13 protein-coding genes are annotated in these 15,872 nt (G+C 44.1%); 8 read left to right on the plus strand and 5 right to left on the minus strand.

The genetic code is table 11. The features are described 5' to 3' along the window. The first annotated feature begins 574 nt into the window (after nucleotides 1-574). The 4 genes from ade (at nucleotide 575) to Q0081_RS02925 (ending at nucleotide 3,648) form a co-directional block, all read left to right on the plus strand. Nucleotides 575-2,221, plus strand: coding sequence for an adenine deaminase (ade, locus tag Q0081_RS02910; protein WP_298349054.1), 1,647 nt, complete (start codon nucleotides 575-577; stop codon nucleotides 2,219-2,221). A gap of 92 nt (nucleotides 2,222-2,313) precedes the next feature. Beyond that, nucleotides 2,314-2,895, plus strand: a complete 582-nt coding sequence (locus Q0081_RS02915) for an RNA polymerase sigma factor (RefSeq protein ID WP_298349057.1) — start codon at nucleotides 2,314-2,316, stop codon at nucleotides 2,893-2,895. Nucleotides 2,896-3,043: 148 nt separating this feature from the next. Next, nucleotides 3,044-3,247 carry a hypothetical protein gene (locus Q0081_RS02920; RefSeq protein ID WP_298349059.1) on the plus strand — a complete coding sequence of 68 codons (204 nt, stop codon included), beginning with the start codon at nucleotides 3,044-3,046 and terminating at the stop codon, nucleotides 3,245-3,247. Then, complete coding sequence (locus Q0081_RS02925) at nucleotides 3,247-3,648, plus strand: type II toxin-antitoxin system death-on-curing family toxin (RefSeq protein ID WP_298349062.1); 402 nt, start codon at nucleotides 3,247-3,249, stop codon at nucleotides 3,646-3,648. Before Q0081_RS02920 ends, Q0081_RS02925 begins: the two co-directional genes overlap by 1 nt. 28 nt (nucleotides 3,649-3,676) lie before the next feature. Here the strand turns inward: Q0081_RS02925 and Q0081_RS02930 are convergent, their stop codons facing one another. Next, the gene (locus Q0081_RS02930) at nucleotides 3,677-4,216 is read right to left on the minus strand and encodes a GNAT family N-acetyltransferase (protein WP_298349066.1); all 540 of its coding nucleotides are present in this window, start codon (nucleotides 4,214-4,216) and stop codon (nucleotides 3,677-3,679) included. Nucleotides 4,217-4,299: 83 nt separating this feature from the next. On the opposite strand from Q0081_RS02930, the gene Q0081_RS02935 reads away from it, so the two are divergent. Continuing rightward, nucleotides 4,300-5,562, plus strand: coding sequence for a replication-associated recombination protein A (locus Q0081_RS02935; RefSeq protein WP_298349069.1), 1,263 nt, complete (start codon nucleotides 4,300-4,302; stop codon nucleotides 5,560-5,562). Further along, nucleotides 5,547-6,500 carry an endonuclease/exonuclease/phosphatase family protein gene (locus Q0081_RS02940; protein WP_298349072.1) on the plus strand — a complete coding sequence of 318 codons (954 nt, stop codon included), beginning with the start codon at nucleotides 5,547-5,549 and terminating at the stop codon, nucleotides 6,498-6,500. Before Q0081_RS02935 ends, Q0081_RS02940 begins: the two co-directional genes overlap by 16 nt. Here Q0081_RS02940 and Q0081_RS02945 read toward each other — a convergent pair. Beyond that, the gene (locus Q0081_RS02945) at nucleotides 6,469-7,233 is read right to left on the minus strand and encodes an enoyl-CoA hydratase/isomerase family protein (RefSeq protein WP_298349075.1); all 765 of its coding nucleotides are present in this window, start codon (nucleotides 7,231-7,233) and stop codon (nucleotides 6,469-6,471) included. The genes Q0081_RS02940 and Q0081_RS02945 overlap by 32 nt on opposite strands. Nucleotides 7,234-7,240: 7 nt before the next feature. Then, nucleotides 7,241-8,785: a DUF5723 family protein gene (locus tag Q0081_RS02950; protein WP_298349078.1), complete on the minus strand. Its 1,545-nt coding sequence runs from the start codon at nucleotides 8,783-8,785 to the stop codon at nucleotides 7,241-7,243. Nucleotides 8,786-9,028: 243 nt separating this feature from the next. Between Q0081_RS02950 and Q0081_RS02955 the strand changes: the two genes are divergently transcribed. Further along, a complete protein-coding gene (locus Q0081_RS02955; RefSeq protein ID WP_298349081.1) occupies nucleotides 9,029-10,459 on the plus strand; it encodes a circularly permuted type 2 ATP-grasp protein in 1,431 nt (476 codons plus the stop codon). A gap of 110 nt (nucleotides 10,460-10,569) precedes the next feature. Then, on the plus strand, nucleotides 10,570-11,280 hold the full coding sequence (locus Q0081_RS02960) for a DUF4412 domain-containing protein (protein ID WP_298349083.1): 711 nt from the start codon (nucleotides 10,570-10,572) through the stop codon (nucleotides 11,278-11,280). Nucleotides 11,281-11,434: 154 nt separating this feature from the next. On the opposite strand, the gene Q0081_RS02965 is transcribed toward Q0081_RS02960, so the two are convergent. Both Q0081_RS02965 and Q0081_RS02970 read right to left on the minus strand, forming a co-directional pair. Further along, nucleotides 11,435-12,736 (minus strand): amidohydrolase family protein, encoded by a 1,302-nt coding sequence (locus Q0081_RS02965; protein WP_298349086.1) that lies wholly within the window; start codon nucleotides 12,734-12,736, stop codon nucleotides 11,435-11,437. Nucleotides 12,737-12,762: 26 nt separating this feature from the next. After that, the gene (locus Q0081_RS02970; protein WP_298349090.1) at nucleotides 12,763-15,792 is read right to left on the minus strand and encodes an amidohydrolase family protein; all 3,030 of its coding nucleotides are present in this window, start codon (nucleotides 15,790-15,792) and stop codon (nucleotides 12,763-12,765) included. Nucleotides 15,793-15,872 lie beyond the last annotated feature (80 nt).

Raw genomic sequence — 15,872 nt, forward strand, 5'->3', positions numbered from 1 at the left:
CAACCATATTCGTAGTATCATTCGGAGGGCCTTTGGTTACGTAGATTTTGCAGCCCTTCGTTTGCGGGTATTAACCGAGTGCGGGTGTAGTCCGTAATAATTTTCTAAGAACTTCATCTGTTAATTCTTTAAAGCCATCGACTGGGGTTTTAAATTTAAACATTAAAACAGATTTAGTAAGTGCAATAAAAAGCTTTTTGAAGTCTATTTTTACAACTTTATTGTACCACTTTATAGGTCGATTTACGGAAACAAAAGTCGTATCCTGCATTGAATTGATTGTATTTAAGGATTATAACAAAGGTTTAGCCAAAAATAGCATATTCCTTTTTAATGCCCTAAAAACATCGTCGTAGAACATATATAAACGTTAATACATTAAAGATTTTATGGTGATTTTGCCTCATTACTCCCAAAAATTTGGCTTCCTTTGACGAAAATCCTACTTTTAGGACATGCTCGTGCGTATATTGTTGAGGAAAAAGGCAGGATTATGAAAAATAACTCATAATCGGGCAGTTAGTCCATAAACTTCGTTTACATAACTTCTTACTTATTTAACCCTTTGGGTCTTATGCGTCTTACAGCCAATCTTCTCAATGTATTTGACCATGTAATTTCTTATGCCGAAATTGAAATCGAAGACAAACGAATTGTCAATGTAACTATTTTGGGAGCGGAAAAAGTAGGGGCGCCTTATGTCATGCCTGGTTTTGTGGATGCGCACGTCCACATCGAAAGTTCTATGCTGACACCGGCTCAATTTGCGCGGCTGGCGGTGGTGCATGGTACGGTCGCTACCGTGTCTGACCCGCACGAGATTGGGAATGTATTGGGCGTCAAAGGAGTAGAGTACATGATTGAAGACGGAAAGCGGGTGCCGTTCAAGTTTTGTTTTGGGGCTCCTTCCTGCGTTCCGGCTACTACGTTTGAGACGGCAGGTGCGACTATTTCGGTGAAAGAAGTGCGGCAACTATTGGCATTGAAAGAGATTGGATACTTGGCTGAAATGATGAATTTTCCTGGGGTATTGCACGAAGACCCCGAGGTAATGATGAAAATTCAATGGGCAAAAGCGTTTAACAAACCCGTAGACGGTCATGCACCGGGTCTGCGGGGAGAAGTGGCCAAAAAATACATTGAGGCAGGCATCAGTACTGACCATGAGTGTTTTACCTACGAGGAAGCATTGGATAAACTTCAATTAGGACTTGATTATATTCTGATTCGTGAAGGAAGTGCGGCCAAAAACTTTGAAGCATTAATTCTGCTTATGGCCGATTATCCGACGCGACTTATGTTTTGCTCCGACGACAAACACCCGGATAATCTCGTTGCAGGTCACATCAATCAGTTGGTAAAACGTGCTTTGGCCAAAGGACATAAGCTCTTTGATGTTTTGAGAGTAGCCTGTCTCAATCCTGCCTTGCATTATCGCCTTCCCGTGGGGCTGTTGCGGGAAGGCGATCCGGCCGATTTTATTGTGGTGGATAATTTGGAAGATTTTAACGTACTGGAAACCTACATCAACGGGCAAAAGGTAGCCGAGCGCGGTGTCTCGTTTCTTCCTGATTTGCGGAGTCCGATGGTGAATCAGTTTGATTGTCAGCCCTGTCAGTCGGCTGACTTGGCAGTAGAAGCACCTGCTGAGCACGTAAGGTTGAAAGTAATAGAGGCGTTGGATGGGCAGTTGATTACCAATGCTTTGGAATTTCCTGCTCGGATTGTAAATGGAACCATTGTGCCCGATGTTGAAAATGATATTTTGAAAATAGTGGTTGTCAATCGCTATCATCCAGCACCCGTGGCAGTGGGATTTATCAAAAATTTTGGTCTGAAAGAAGGGGCTATTGCGTCGTCGGTAGCGCATGATTCGCACAATATCATCGCTGTGGGGTGCGATGATGAAAGCTTGGCCCGAGCTATCAATTTGGTCATTGAGGCAAAAGGCGGAGTCAGTGCAATACAGGACGACAAAACCGCGTTTTTATTAGCGCTGCCTATAGCGGGACTGATGTCTGATGAGGATGGATACGAGGTTGCACGACAATATACAGCGATTGATGATTTTGTTAAAAAAATATTAAAATCTTCGCTGACTTCTCCCTTTATGACACTCTCTTTTATGGCATTACTGGTAATTCCTTCTCTGAAAATGAGTGACTTAGGGATTTTTGATGGGCAAAGTTTCAATTTTGCCAAATATTATTTTGAAAATTAATTGTAAAAAAAACACTTTTTATTTTGCAACTTATTATAAAGAAAATTACATTTGAGTCGTGATTGTTTCTCAACCCCAAACCCCTCCCCCCAATGCCCCGGTTTCATCTAACTACCCAAGAAGAGGTAACGCTCTGGAATCAGTTCCGTCAGGACGACGAAGCCTCATTCGCAAAACTTTACCAATGCTACGTTCAACTTTTGTACAACTATTGTACACAATTTAGCGCCGACAAAGCATTGATTAAGGATTGTATCCACGATTTATTTGTGGAGCTTTGGCAGCATCGCCGTACACTGGGCGATACGACTTCGGTGCGTTATTATTTGATGGCTTCTATCAAGCGCAAGCTGGTACGTCATCTCAATGCCCAACAAAAAAATACGAGTAGTGAAGAAATTCCACTCGAGTATCACCACTTGTACACTGCTTCGGCAGAGTCGTACGTGATTGCACAGGAAGAATATTTACAAACCAATCGTAACTTGAACGAAGCGATGGAGCGTTTACCACGCCGTCAGCGTGAGGCGATTTTCCTGAAATTTTATGTTAACATGACCAATGAAGAGATTTCTAACTTCATGAAAATCAACATTCAATCGGTTTACAACCTTGTATTTGGTGCTTTGAACAGTATGAAAAAGCAGTTGACTGTAGAGCACGTGATTGTGTAGGAATTAAAAATAGTAGAGAACAACAAAACGCCCGCAGAAATTCATCTGCGGGCGTTTTGTTGTCTATAGCGGGCCTGAGAACGTTTGATATTGTAAAAATGTTAAATTTGTAAAAGAGAAGTATAATCACGCATAAACAACTACTGCAATGACGGCAATTATTGATAAAGCTTTAGTAAAACAAGCACTTAAAGAATTGATTCAAGAAGACCCTGTAACTTTCAAAGCCTTGTTGAAAGAAGTTTTGAATGAGTCTTTTCTTACTGCAAATCAAGAAGAAGATGTAGAAATAGAGCAGCTTATTTATAAAAATTTTGACCGTTATTCAGCCACTTTTAAGGCATTGGCCTGATGCGTTATTTGACAAAAAAGCAGGTTGTTCGGTTTAATAGAGCAACTATTCAAGAGCATGGCGGCAATTTTACGCCTCCCGATAACTTCCTTCACGAAGAAAATTTAGATTATTTAATCGAAGCGGTACAAGCCGAAATGTTTGGCGCACCTTTGTACCCTTCTATTGCCGATAAAGCCGCGCTTTATTGTTACAATATCATCTGCAATCACATCTTCATTGATGGCAACAAACGCACAGGTCTTGCAGCTGCTTTAGTCTTTCTCAACCTAAACGGCTTCGATTTATCTATCAACATAAATGATCATGTCTTAACCGATTTCATTATCAAAATAGCCTCCGGTGAATCCAACTTGGAAGAATGTCGCGAATGGTTTGCAGAAAATAGTGTGGAGTTATAAATCCCCAATAAAAACGGACTCTTAGCGCTCAAGACTTAAACTTCTGCCATACATACCGACAAACATTGACACTTTTTCCTCCCGGCATTATTTCTGAGAAATCAGCCTGCTTTACCCCGCCCACTTTCTCATAAAAAAATCGGGCAGCATGATTGTCTTCGAGGACTTTCAGGTAGAGCTTGGGTTGATTGAAATGTTGAAGACTCCAATTAGACACTTCTTTCATTAAATCCCTACCAATCCCTTTTCCTTTGAAAGAAGGTAATACGTGGAGATTGTCAATAAATGTCCCGAAATTGTCGGTGGAACTTCCGTAGGCACATACAAACCCAACGACTGAATTGTCTATTTCTTTGAGTAGGATGATTTGATGAGCAGGAGGTTCATTTATTTTCTGTGTCCACACCTGAATTCGGTCCGCCAAGACGTGATTGTCTAAATAATCGTCGGTAAGCATACCTCGATAACTGTTTTGCCAGCTCAGGGCGTGCAGGTTAGCGATTGTTTCAATATCGTTGTGAGTGGCTATTCGGAAGTTGTGCATGGTTTTAAGATAAGTAGAATTCAAAAATAATAGAAGTTTGGGAGTCTTTGAAGATAGATTTCTACGAGCGTTTGTATTTTTGTGCCCACTATTAACAAGCCAACCCTATGTCTGCTCCCCTGCCTGAACGAATGCGTCCGCGAAATCTGGATGATTTTATCGGCCAAAAGAAATTAGTAGGTCCTAATGGGGCGCTGCGACGTGCCATTACTAACAACCTCGTTCCGTCTTTGATTTTGTGGGGGCCGTCTGGCGTTGGCAAAACGACGTTGGCGTTGCTGATTGCAGAAACGACCAAGCGTGTATTTTATCCCTTGAGTGCCATTAATTCGGGCGTAAAAGAATTGCGTGAGGTATTGTCGCGGCCTTCGGGGCTTTTTTCGCCCATTGTGTTTATTGATGAAATTCATCGCTATAACAAAAGTCAGCAGGATGCTTTATTGGGAGCGGTTGAAAAGGGACAAATTACGCTCATTGGTGCCACTACTGAAAATCCTTCCTTTGAGATAAATTCCGCTTTGTTGTCGCGCTGTCAGGTATATATTTTGGAAGGTCTGGGGAAAGATGAACTCATTCAAATGCTGCATCAAGCGGTTGAAAAAGACGAAATTCTGAAAACAAAAACCATTCAGTTTGAATCGTATGATGCGCTGTTGCGATTGTCAGGAGGAGATGGGCGTAAACTCTTGAATTTGTTGGAATTGGTTGCCAATGCTCATTTTCAGGAATCACCGATTGTGATTACGGACGAGATGGTGACGGAAGTAGCGCAACAAAATTTAGCCCGTTATGATAAATCGGGGGAGCAGCACTACGACATTGCCTCGGCTTTTATTAAATCCATGCGGGGAAGTGATCCCAATGCGGCGCTTTATTGGATGGCACGTATGATAAAAGCGGGCGAAGACCCCGAGTTCATCGCGCGTCGGATGTTGATTTTGGCATCGGAAGACATTGGAAATGCGAATCCAACGGCGGTGATTATGGCCAATGCGTGTCTGCAGGCCGTGAAGGCGATTGGGTATCCCGAATGTAGAATCGTGTTGGGGCAAGTGGTGGTTTATTTGGCGACTTCTCCCAAAAGTAACGCGAGTTATTTGGCGATTGATGAAGCCTTGGCTTTGGCCGAAAAAACGGCGCATTTACCTGTCCCTCTGCATTTACGAAATGCTCCCACCAAATTGATGAAGGAGATCGGTTATGGTAAAAACTACCAATACGCTCATGATTTTGAAGGAAATTTTACTCCGCTTGACTTTTTGCCCGACGAATTGAAAGGAACGAAACTCTATCAACCAGGGCAAAATGCCCGCGAAAACGAAATCCGTAAACAATTGCAAAAATGGTGGGGCGAATGGTACGGCTATTAAAACGATTCTTAGTTCTGGCCCCTTGGGGTGTTTTAGTAGCTTCCTTGATTGGTTTTGCGGGAAAATACAGCCGTTGGTTTGACCATTTTTCCAATTTTCGGGTACAGTACTTGCTGCTGAGTATGGCGCTTTTGGTTTACTTTTTAGTGAAAAAACAGCGTGCAGGAATGGCAATCAGTTTCGTAAGCCTATTGCTGAATGCCTGGTTGGTCGTGAATTGGTTTGACACTTCTCGAAGGAACAGCGATTTAAAAGCCGACTTTCGAATTTTTCACGCCAATGTGCTTTTCAAAAACTTAGATTATTTGCCTGTAACAAAACAGATTCAGGAAGAAAAGCCCGATTTTATTTCCATCAATGAAGCAACACCGGCGTTTATCAATCATTTCCGAAAGGCACTTGCGGAAGAATATCCGTATACTTTTTACGTAGTTGCTAAAAACAATACCAAAGTGTTGGTAGGAAGCCGGACGCCTTTTGTTGTGGATTCTGTGGCGAGTTTTGGCGTGAAAGGAGTACTGAAACTGACGACTTTGGTAAAGGGGAAACCGCTGATCATTATTGCCTGTCATGCGTATAATCCGTTGGTTTTAGCCGATTTTGAGATGCGGAATGAGCAATTGAAACAGATGGCTCGTTTGGTAAAAAAACAAATCAACCCAACGCTCGTTGTGGGGGACCTTAACATTACACCTTGGTCGGCTTTCTATGAGGATTTTATTGTAGAGTCGGGCTTGATAAACTGTCGACAGGGTTTTGGATTAAATCCTACTTGGCCCTCTTGGTTTTTTCCCATGTGGATTCCCATTGACCATTGCCTGATTAACAATCAATTGGAAACAGCCGATTTTCGAGTCGGGAAGTACAACAAATCCGATCACTTACCTGTTATCATTGATTTACGTTTTATTGATTCTTCGACTTCATCCGGGCGATAGCCGTTTGTGTGTGTGTTGACAAAACCAAGCTTCCACTTAGGGCGGCCCGTTCCAAAAGAAGCGTATCCCATTGTTCGGTACCTTCCCAAAACACCTTTTTTAATTTGTGCAATGCATCGGGATTGTATTGAATAAGTTGTTGGGCAAAGGCTTCTATGGCCGCATCCATAGCTTCTGTATTTTCATAGACCTCAGAAAACAGGCCTTTCTCTTTGGCCCAAGCGGCTTCGTAGAAAGTAGGGGCGTTGAGGGTCATTTGGGAAAAAGAGGCGATTCCAATTTTTCGCTCAATGGCAGGGCCTACCACAAAAGGCCCAATCCCAATCAGCAATTCACTGAGGCGAACAGCGGCATGTTGGGTGGCAAAACAGTAATCAGTGGCCGCGGCCAAACCAACCCCTCCGCCCACGGCTTTGCCCTGTACCCGTCCAATAATAAGAACCGGAGAACAGCGGCAGGCATTGATGACTTTGGCAAAGCCCGAAAAAAAAGTCAGGCCTTCGGCTTCGGTTTGAATAGAAGCTAATTCGTCAAAACTCGCTCCTGCACAGAAAGTACGGTCACCGCCGCTTTTGAGAATGATGATTTTTGCGTTGGGATTTTGCCCCGTTTGCTCAATGGTATCTGCCAGCAATTGCAAAAGATGCCCCGGCAGGGAGTTTTGAGCCGGATGAAAAAAAGTAACGGTTGCAATACCCTCGGGAGAAAGGTCGGTGGTGACGTAAGGGCTCATCAGGGAATTATCTTTTTCGTCTTGCTCTTTTTTCGTAGGGCATGTACCAGCACTTGTTGGGGTCTTGGGGCTTGCGGTGAAAAAAGGGCGCATACAGGCCAAAGTAAAAATCCAAGCCTTGCGGTTTGCCAATGTCGATGATACCGCCCAAGTGGTCGGTGCCGATAATGACCGGTCCCAAACGCGCCGCCAAACCCACCGCAAAAACGCGGTAATTGTCTATCATAGACACCGGTATGGCCACTTCAATCCAGCGCGTTTCGTAACGCGGTGTAACGGCTAAAACAGACTGAGGTTTGATGTCCAAATTGTTATTCCCTCTCAAACTTTGTACTAAAAGGGCATTAACGTACCAGTTTTTTTTGTGATGATAATCAAAACTGATGTTTGCCGCAGTAGGCAATCCAACGGTAAAGGCACGGGCATTTTGATCGGGATTTACCGGTAAAGATTGATTGAGTGCTGTAAGTGCCTTGCTGCTTGTATTGGCTTTGTCAAAAAAGCGGTAAGAAAACTGTTGAGCGTTTTTGTTGACATCAATCTCTCTGACGTAATTCAGATTTTTGTAATGAATAGCCCCTACATCGGTCAATGCCGCCGAAATTCGAAACTTATACTTGCTTTTGTTGGGATCGGGTTCTTTCCCTCCGCGTGGCGCATTCCGTTGAAGTTTTCCAAAATCAGGGCGATATTCATAAACGGCTCCTATGTCGAACCCCCAGCCTGCACCCGCGGATTGTTTCCCAAACAAAAAACCGGGTGAAGGGCTGATATTAGTAAAGGCTTCGTCAGTAGTATAGCCGTATTTGGCTTGTAATAGGGTCGCTGAGATGAATTCACGCTCCCGATTAAGATTGTCAACCAATACGCGATAAGTAGCGTTTTCCATGTCGGCATGAACATTGTACACTCCAACGGCACGCTTGACAGTCGCTCCTATTTTGAGAAAATCTTCGTCATTATCCATGACTACTGCCCCGAAAGTAGCCCCCAACTCTATATAACCATTGGTAGAGAGTTTGGCTGTTTGATTGGTATACCGTTTGTTTTGTAATTCTAATAAATCAGTACCGTATCGTATCACCCGTGCCGTTTCTTCAGATACGTTGGTCATGTTCAATAAATAGCGCGCTCTACTCGTAAGACCAATGGCAAAGCGATTTTTTTTAAATGAATACAAAACAGAAGGCCCGCGCAGGTCACCACCCATGTGAAAATGTTTGGGTTGACCGTTGAGGCGTTCGGCATAGTAGCTATCTCTCCATATAATAAGCCCTCGCTCACTGCGGTATTTTTGAGGAACGGTATTGGTAACAAGGCTTAAAAATGAATAGGGGGCGTCGTAGCGGAGATAGTTGTTGATGACGAAAAAATCGTTGCCAACCAGATTGATGTACAATTTATGACGGGAGTCGGCGGCGTGAGCGGGATTAAGAAAAAGGGCGTTGGTTCCTGCGTAATTACTGGAAGATAAACCCAACCAATGTTGAGCCTGACTTGGAATACAACTGATTATCCCAATAATAATACTAATCAAAAAGCGATGTAACATCCCCAAAATGTGGTGTTAAGTGTTTAGAAAGAAGGCGCTGTGAACATTGGTAAGACAGTATATAATTACTTCCCCAAAATAACGCTAAAAGAAGTTATAAAGTACGATATAATTGTATAAATTCAGAAATGTATTAAGTAATTATCACCGATTTTGATAAATCTCCACAGATAATTTGGCTAAATTCGTGATTTGTCCATATCTTGTTCGGCAAAACAAAAAACTCACCAACGATTCGCCATTATGCAATTTACTTTCAAAGACTACGATACCGAAAAATTCTTCGACGAGATGTTTACGCCCGATGGTAAAATCCGGCCCGGGTATGAAGCTTTTAAACAGAGAGTCGAGCAGTTGAATCAAACTGAACTCATGAATCGCCAGCATACCGCTGAACGTGCCCTGATGTCGATGGGAATCACTTTTAACGTATATTCTGAAGGTGAAGGAACCGAGCGCATTATGCCGCTTGATATTATTCCCAGAGTAGTATCGGGAGAAGATTGGAATAGGACAGAACAAGGCCTTATTCAGCGAATTACGGCTCTGAATATGTTTATTGATGATATTTACAATGATCAAAAAATCCTGAAAGACGGCGTTGTACCGCGCGATTTGATTGAAACTTCCAAGTGTTATTTGGAAGCTTGCCGTGGTCTTAAACCTCCTAAAGGGATTTGGTGCCATATTACGGGAACCGATTTGATTCGTGGCGATGATGGTGAATTTATGGTTTTGGAAGACAACCTTCGTTGTCCGTCGGGAGTATCGTATATGCTCGAAAATCGGGAACTTTCTAAGCAGATTTTCCCCGAAGTATTGGCCCGTACCGGTGTTCGCCCGGTGTCTGATTATCCGGCGCGCTTGTTTGAAATGCTCAAATTCATTGCTGACCGTCCTGATCCCAATATCGTCGTTCTGACGCCGGGAATTTACAATTCAGCTTATTTTGAACACTCTTACTTAGCCCAGCAGATGGGAGTGGAGTTGGTAGATGCCCGGGATTTGGTAGTTTCGGGTGGCTATGTCAAAATGCGGACTACTCGCGGTTTTGAAATTGTTGATGTGATTTATCGCCGTTTGGATGATACATTTCTTGATCCTCAAGTGTTTAACCCTCATTCGTTAATCGGTATTCCGGGTATTTTTGAGGTCTTCAAAAAAGGCCGTGTAGCCCTTGCCAATGCGCCGGGTACAGGAGTCGCCGACGACAAGGTAATTTATGCGTATGTGCCTCGAATCATCAAGTATTATTTAGACCAGGAGGCTATCATTCCTAACGTTCGTACCTACATCTGCCGCGAGCCTGACGATTTGAAATACGTATTGGAAAATATTGAGAATTTGGTGGTGAAAGAAGCCAACGAAGCGGGTGGCTACGGAATGTTGATTGGGCCGAAAGCTACCAAAGAAGAACACGAGATTTTCCGTATAAAAGTGAAAGAAAATCCGCGTAATTACATTGCTCAACCGGTGATCTCATTGTCGAGAGTACCGTGTATTGTGGATGATCACGCTGAAGGCCGCCACGTGGATTTGCGTCCCTACATTCTTTATGGAGATGGTATCAACGTGATTCCGGGCGGATTAACGCGGGTGGCGTTGCGCAAAGGCTCATTGGTTGTCAACTCCTCACAAGGGGGAGGTGGAAAAGATACATGGGTAACGTACTAAACAGTTGCCTGCAATAACATAGATTTCTGATCGTTACAAACGTCCTGCCTGTATTTTTATAATTCAGGCAGGACGTTTATTTTTATGGATAGTTAAAAACAGATTTTACAATGAAACAACTATTGATTTTGAGCTTAAGTATACTGATCACGCTCAGCGCTGTTGCCCAACAGGGAACTTTGGAATATAAAATGATCCTATCAAGAGGACAGGAAAAAGGCATGGTATCGGCCAGTAAAATGATGTTTTCGGGCACTAAAATACGAGTGGAAACCAATATGGCTATTGCCGGGACAACGATTAAACAGGCGATGTTGATGCTTCCTGAAAAGCCAAACGTAATCACCATGTTGGACGAAAGTTCTAAAACGTATCGGGAAGTAAGTACGGGGCAGAAAACGATGGATAAAGTGACTCTCAAAGTGGTTGGTAAAGAAAAAATTCAAAATTTTAATTGCACCCACGTCATTGTTACGACTCAAAATCGCCCAATGGATATGTGGACGACCAAAGACATCAGTGGATACGAAAATATGCTGGCTTACTGGAAATCAAGCATTAGTGGTGGTAATGACCAAATGTATACTGAACTGAAAAAAGCAGGGGCCGAGGGTTTTGTGGTTAAGATGCAGATTCCCGGCAGCATGACCATGGAGTTGGTAAAATACGATGCTAAACCCGTTTCTGCATCGGTATTTACTATTCCGGCAGGATACAAAAAAGGGACCTCTATGGATCCCGAAAAAATGAAAAACATGACCCCCGCCGAAAGACGGAAGGCCATGGAAGAAATGATGAAACAATACGGAGGGAAGCAGTAGCGGGGCCGCCCGTGCGGCAGTTTACAGTTAAAAAAAGTTTACAGGTTATATGCAGTAGGCAGTTAAAAATAGGGTAAATTTTACTGCCTACTGCCTACTGCCTACTGCCTACTGCCTACTGCCTACTGCCTACTGCCTACTGCCTACTGCCTACTTATTTATCTCCAATCTCGTATTTATCGGAATATTTGCGGTACTGACGTTTTTGGCGGTCGTCAAGGTCGGTTTTTCGGCCTCTGATAAAAGCCTGTTCGATGCCGTTGGAACGCATATCCAAAATGTCACCTTTGCAAACTACAAGCGTAGCCATTTTCCCTTTTTCCAACGTACCTACCAGTTTATCAATTCCTAATAGTTTGGCAGGAGTAGAAGTAATCATCTTTAATGCTTCTTCGCGGTCGAGATTTCCGAATCCCGCAGCTGTACCAGCTACAAAAGGAAGATTACGGGTTCGCCAATAGGCTTCGCCGTAGCTAAGGGCCACGGTTACTCCCGCTTTCTGTAAAAGCGCAGGCAACTGATAAGGTTGATACACAGGCTCATCCTGCCGATTAGGCAAACGATGAGTTTCGCCCAATACGACTGCCACATTATTCTCTTTTAAAAAATCGGCAACGCGCAGGGCATCTTCGGCTCCCACAATATTGATTTTTTGTACCCCCTGTTGTTTCGCAAATTTTACGGCTTCTATGATGTCTTTGCTGTTGTCGGCACGGATGTACAGACTTTGGCTTCCGCTGAAAAGCCCTCGCAATGCCTCCAGTTTGAGATTTGTAATGCTTACATTTTTGATTTGACTGTACGCACGAGCATCAGAAAACAGTTGAGTAAGGCTATTGATAATCTCCTGACGACGTGTATTTCGTTGAAGACTCAACGAAAAATCATCGAAGTTGAATTCGCGGGCAAAGTAAGGAGGCCAAGTGAGCCACAAACCATCGTCTTTTTTCAAAGCAGCATCTTCCCAGTTCCAGCCGTCAAGCTCCATCACGGATGAGGAGCCAGAAATCGTACCGCCCTGGGGCGTGGCTTGAGTTAACAGCAAACCATTGTTACGAAGCGTTGGTATCACTTCCGAATCGGTATTGTAAGCAACCAACGCCCGCACACTGGGGTTGAGGTTGCCGGTTTCCTGATTGTCACTGGTAGCGCGTACCGAGCTGATTTCGACCAAACCCGTTGTGGCTCCCATGGCGATGAGCCCCGGATAAAGATGCTTACCTGACACCTCAATTACCTCCGTTTTACTGCGGTCAAATGCCGTGTTGGCATCACCTACCGCTGTAAGAATACCTTTATCAAATACAACGATGCCTTTTTCAATTACGGTTCCATTTCCAACGTGGATGGTTCCTCCTACCAAAGCAATGGCCTTGGTCTGAGGTTTAGCCGGCGCAGGGTTTTGAGCCCAAACGCCGAGAGAAATAAGGCTTAGAAATATAGTTAGTTTTTTCATTTTTCGTAATTCTTGATTTTGAACGCTTATTTTTTCTCCTCTTCTCCTTCAGCCATCATTCCCTCAATGTCCTCGCAATGCCACATGCGTTGGCGGCGGAATGCAGGCCGTACTGTGGTCACGCCTCCTGTTTTGGCCGAAATCATTTTCTGAATCAAACGAGCGCGTTCTTTTTCTACTTCCGTACGGCGTTTTTCATCACCGTCGGTCGAATAACAAATGGTTCCTTCCACAATGGTGTAATCGGGGCGGGCATAAATAGAAAGAGGGTGATTGTTCCACAAAACCAAATCAGCGTCTTTCCCCACTTTGATACTTCCCGTACGTTTGTCCAAATGAAGGATTTTAGCGGGATTAATGGTCACCATTTTAAGCGCTTCCGTTTCGGCAATACCGCCGTATTCCACTGCTTTGGCCGCTTCCTGATTCAGACGGCGTGCCATTTCGGCGTCGTCAGAGTTGATACTGGTCAATACACCTACTTTGGCTAAAATGGCGGCATTGTACGGAATGGCGTCTTTTACTTCCATTTTGTAAGCCCACCAGTCAGCAAAAGAGGAACCGGCAGAGCCGTGTTTTTTCATTTTGTCAGCTACTTTGTACCCTTCCAGAATGTGCGTAAACGTATTCACTTTAAAGCCCAATGAATCAGCCACTTTCAGCAACATATTGATTTCGGACTGTATGTAAGAATGGCAGGTGATATGGCGTTTGCCGTTAAGGATTTCGGCAATTGCATCCAATTCAATATCGCGGCGCGGTGCGGGCATTCCAATTTTGTTTTTCATGGAATTGTAAGAATCCCAAGCACGTTCGTATTCGCGAGCACGGGTAAAATGATCGAAAAATACCTGCTCGACACCCATTCGAGTTTGAGGAAATCGTCCGGTAGGATTGGGACTGCTGGACTGCTTCACGTTTTCTCCCAAAGCAAACTTGATGTATTGCGCTTCTGGAACCAACATTTCGGAAACATTACTGCCCCATTTCAATTTGACAACGGCTGATTGCCCTCCGATGGAGTTGGCCGAACCGTGCAATAATTGAGACATCGTAACGCCTCCTGCCAATTGCCGATAAATGTTAATATCATCCGGGTTAACGACGTCGCTCATGCGTACTTCTGCCGAACTGGATTGTCCGCCTTCGTTGATGGAAACCAGTGCAATGTGCGAGTGTTCGTCAATGATTCCTGCCGTGAGGTGTTTGCCGGCTCCGTCTATGACGCGGGCATTGGGAGCGGAAATATTTTTGGCAATGCGGGTAATCTTCCCGTTTTCGACCAACACGTCCGTTCCTTGCAAGACACCGGCCTCTTCGCTGGTCCAAACGGTCGTGTTTTTGACGAGAAGTGTTTCTGTTTTAGGTTTTTCCGGGTTTCCAAAACCAACAAAAGGAAATAAAGGTCTCCCTACGTTGGGTGCCGGTTTTTGTGCTGTATCTCGACGAGCCTCGGCTACTTTAAGCGGTTCGGTCAAGGTTGCTGTCCATTTAATGGTTTCACCTTTAGCATTTTCTCCTGTGCCTTTAAAACCGGTTCCTTCTTTGTAGCCGGTTAAACGAGTTGTGGCGGTTGGGACTTTTTTGTCAGGTTGAAAATTAAGAGAGATAACGTCGTTGAGGTAGGTTACTTTGGGAGTAATCTTTACGGTATCGCTCAGGACAATTTGGTAGTCAGGCTTTTCAGGTTTTCCCGAAATAATGAGTTTTCCCTTTTCCGAATTCAAATTAAGTTGGTAGGTAGCGCGCAAATCCGCTTGCTCCAAGGAGTTGATGATGTATTTTTTGCCCCGAATCCAGTTCTCAATGATGATGTTATCGGCATTGAATAAATTGCCCGACGTGATGATAAAATTGGCCCAAGAACCTGTTTTTAGGTTTCCTACTTTGTCACCAGATTGCAGAAGTTGAGCTGGCACTGTTGTAAGGGCTTCCAATGCTTTGGTTTCTGATAAACCGTACTCAATTGCTTTGCGAAGATTAGGCCAAAAATCCGTTTTGGCTCTGAGCAAGGCTGAAGTAATGGCAAAATTGACGCCTGCTTTTTCGAGCGCTGCGGCGTTGGCAGGGGCCATTTCCCAGTGTTTCATCTCGGCCAAACTTACGTTATCGGCATCCCAGGCATCTTCTACGTCGAAGGCTGCGGGGAAATTGACGGGTACAATAATCGAACCTCCGGCAGCTTTTATTTCGTCAATCCGTTGGTATTCATCACCCGTTCCGCGAAAAATATACTGTGTTTTGAATTCATTGCCCAGTTTGTCGGCACGAAGCAGACTCCACTTGTCGGTGGTTTCAAAAACCGCAGGAAGAGCACTTTGCGCATTGAAGGCTTCAAGCGAAATATTATGCTCCACGTTTTTGCCCGTGGTTTTGTACCATTCCGCATCGTAGTAAGTTTGACGCAATAACGCCATCGCACCCATTGGTGAATTGGGGTATTGTTGCGTAGAAGAACCTTTGCTAAACGATAAATGAGAAGATACCGGGCTGCGAACGATAACACTGTTGTCTCCTTCGGAAGCAAGACTAACCAATGCTCCACTGCCTCGAATAAAGCCGTCGTGGTAGTGGGTCAATACCGTTCCGAAGCCTAATTTTCGTAATTCGTCGGCTTTTAAGCTGTTGACTGTAAATAGTTTACCCGCGTCGGTTTCGGCATTGATGGCTTGATTCCAGCCATAAGCGCCTTTTTTGTTGGATTCAATTTGCGGAGGTGTTCCGCGTCCGCCTCCTTGGGTGCGTTTTACTTCGGGCATCCCGTAGTCGGATTCCATGTCAATCAAAGCGGGATAAATACGGCGACCTTTTAAGTCGGTTACCACCGTGCCAGCGGGAATTTGTACGTCTTTTCCTGCTACGACCACAATGCCGTTTTTGATAAGCAGCGTGGCACTTTCAAGCACCGTTCGGGCATCTACGTAAATAGTGGCGTTGGTAAAAGCGTACATTTCGGGGCGTTCATCATACACCCCGTTGCGGGGAAAAGTAGGCGATTGGGCCCAAACAGATGAAAAGACGGATAGCGTGATGAGAAGTGTAATGATTTTTTTCATGCAAAAAAACAGGTTAGTTTAGGATTCTATCCCAAATCTAACCTGTAAATTTTTGCAAAAAAAGGGAACAACGAAAAAGT

The sequence above is a fragment of the Runella sp. genome, assembly GCF_027484545.1.
Taxonomy (GTDB): Bacteria; Bacteroidota; Bacteroidia; order Cytophagales; family Spirosomataceae; genus Runella.

Coding starts and splice junctions, on each gene's coding strand:
- Q0081_RS02915 (WP_298349057.1), top strand. CDS start 2,314: ATGCCCCGGTTTCATCTAACTACCCAAGAAGAGGTAACGCTCTGGAAT.
- Q0081_RS02920 (WP_298349059.1), top strand. CDS start 3,044: ATGACGGCAATTATTGATAAAGCTTTAGTAAAACAAGCACTTAAAGAA.
- Q0081_RS02925 (WP_298349062.1), top strand. CDS start 3,247: ATGCGTTATTTGACAAAAAAGCAGGTTGTTCGGTTTAATAGAGCAACT.
- Q0081_RS02965 (WP_298349086.1), bottom strand. CDS start 12,736: ATGAAAAAACTAACTATATTTCTAAGCCTTATTTCTCTCGGCGTTTGG.
- Q0081_RS02950 (WP_298349078.1), bottom strand. CDS start 8,785: ATGTTACATCGCTTTTTGATTAGTATTATTATTGGGATAATCAGTTGT.
- Q0081_RS02960 (WP_298349083.1), top strand. CDS start 10,570: ATGAAACAACTATTGATTTTGAGCTTAAGTATACTGATCACGCTCAGC.
- ade (WP_298349054.1), top strand. CDS start 575: ATGCGTCTTACAGCCAATCTTCTCAATGTATTTGACCATGTAATTTCT.
- Q0081_RS02955 (WP_298349081.1), top strand. CDS start 9,029: ATGCAATTTACTTTCAAAGACTACGATACCGAAAAATTCTTCGACGAG.
- Q0081_RS02970 (WP_298349090.1), bottom strand. CDS start 15,792: ATGAAAAAAATCATTACACTTCTCATCACGCTATCCGTCTTTTCATCT.
- Q0081_RS02945 (WP_298349075.1), bottom strand. CDS start 7,233: ATGAGCCCTTACGTCACCACCGACCTTTCTCCCGAGGGTATTGCAACC.
- Q0081_RS02940 (WP_298349072.1), top strand. CDS start 5,547: ATGGTACGGCTATTAAAACGATTCTTAGTTCTGGCCCCTTGGGGTGTT.
- Q0081_RS02935 (WP_298349069.1), top strand. CDS start 4,300: ATGTCTGCTCCCCTGCCTGAACGAATGCGTCCGCGAAATCTGGATGAT.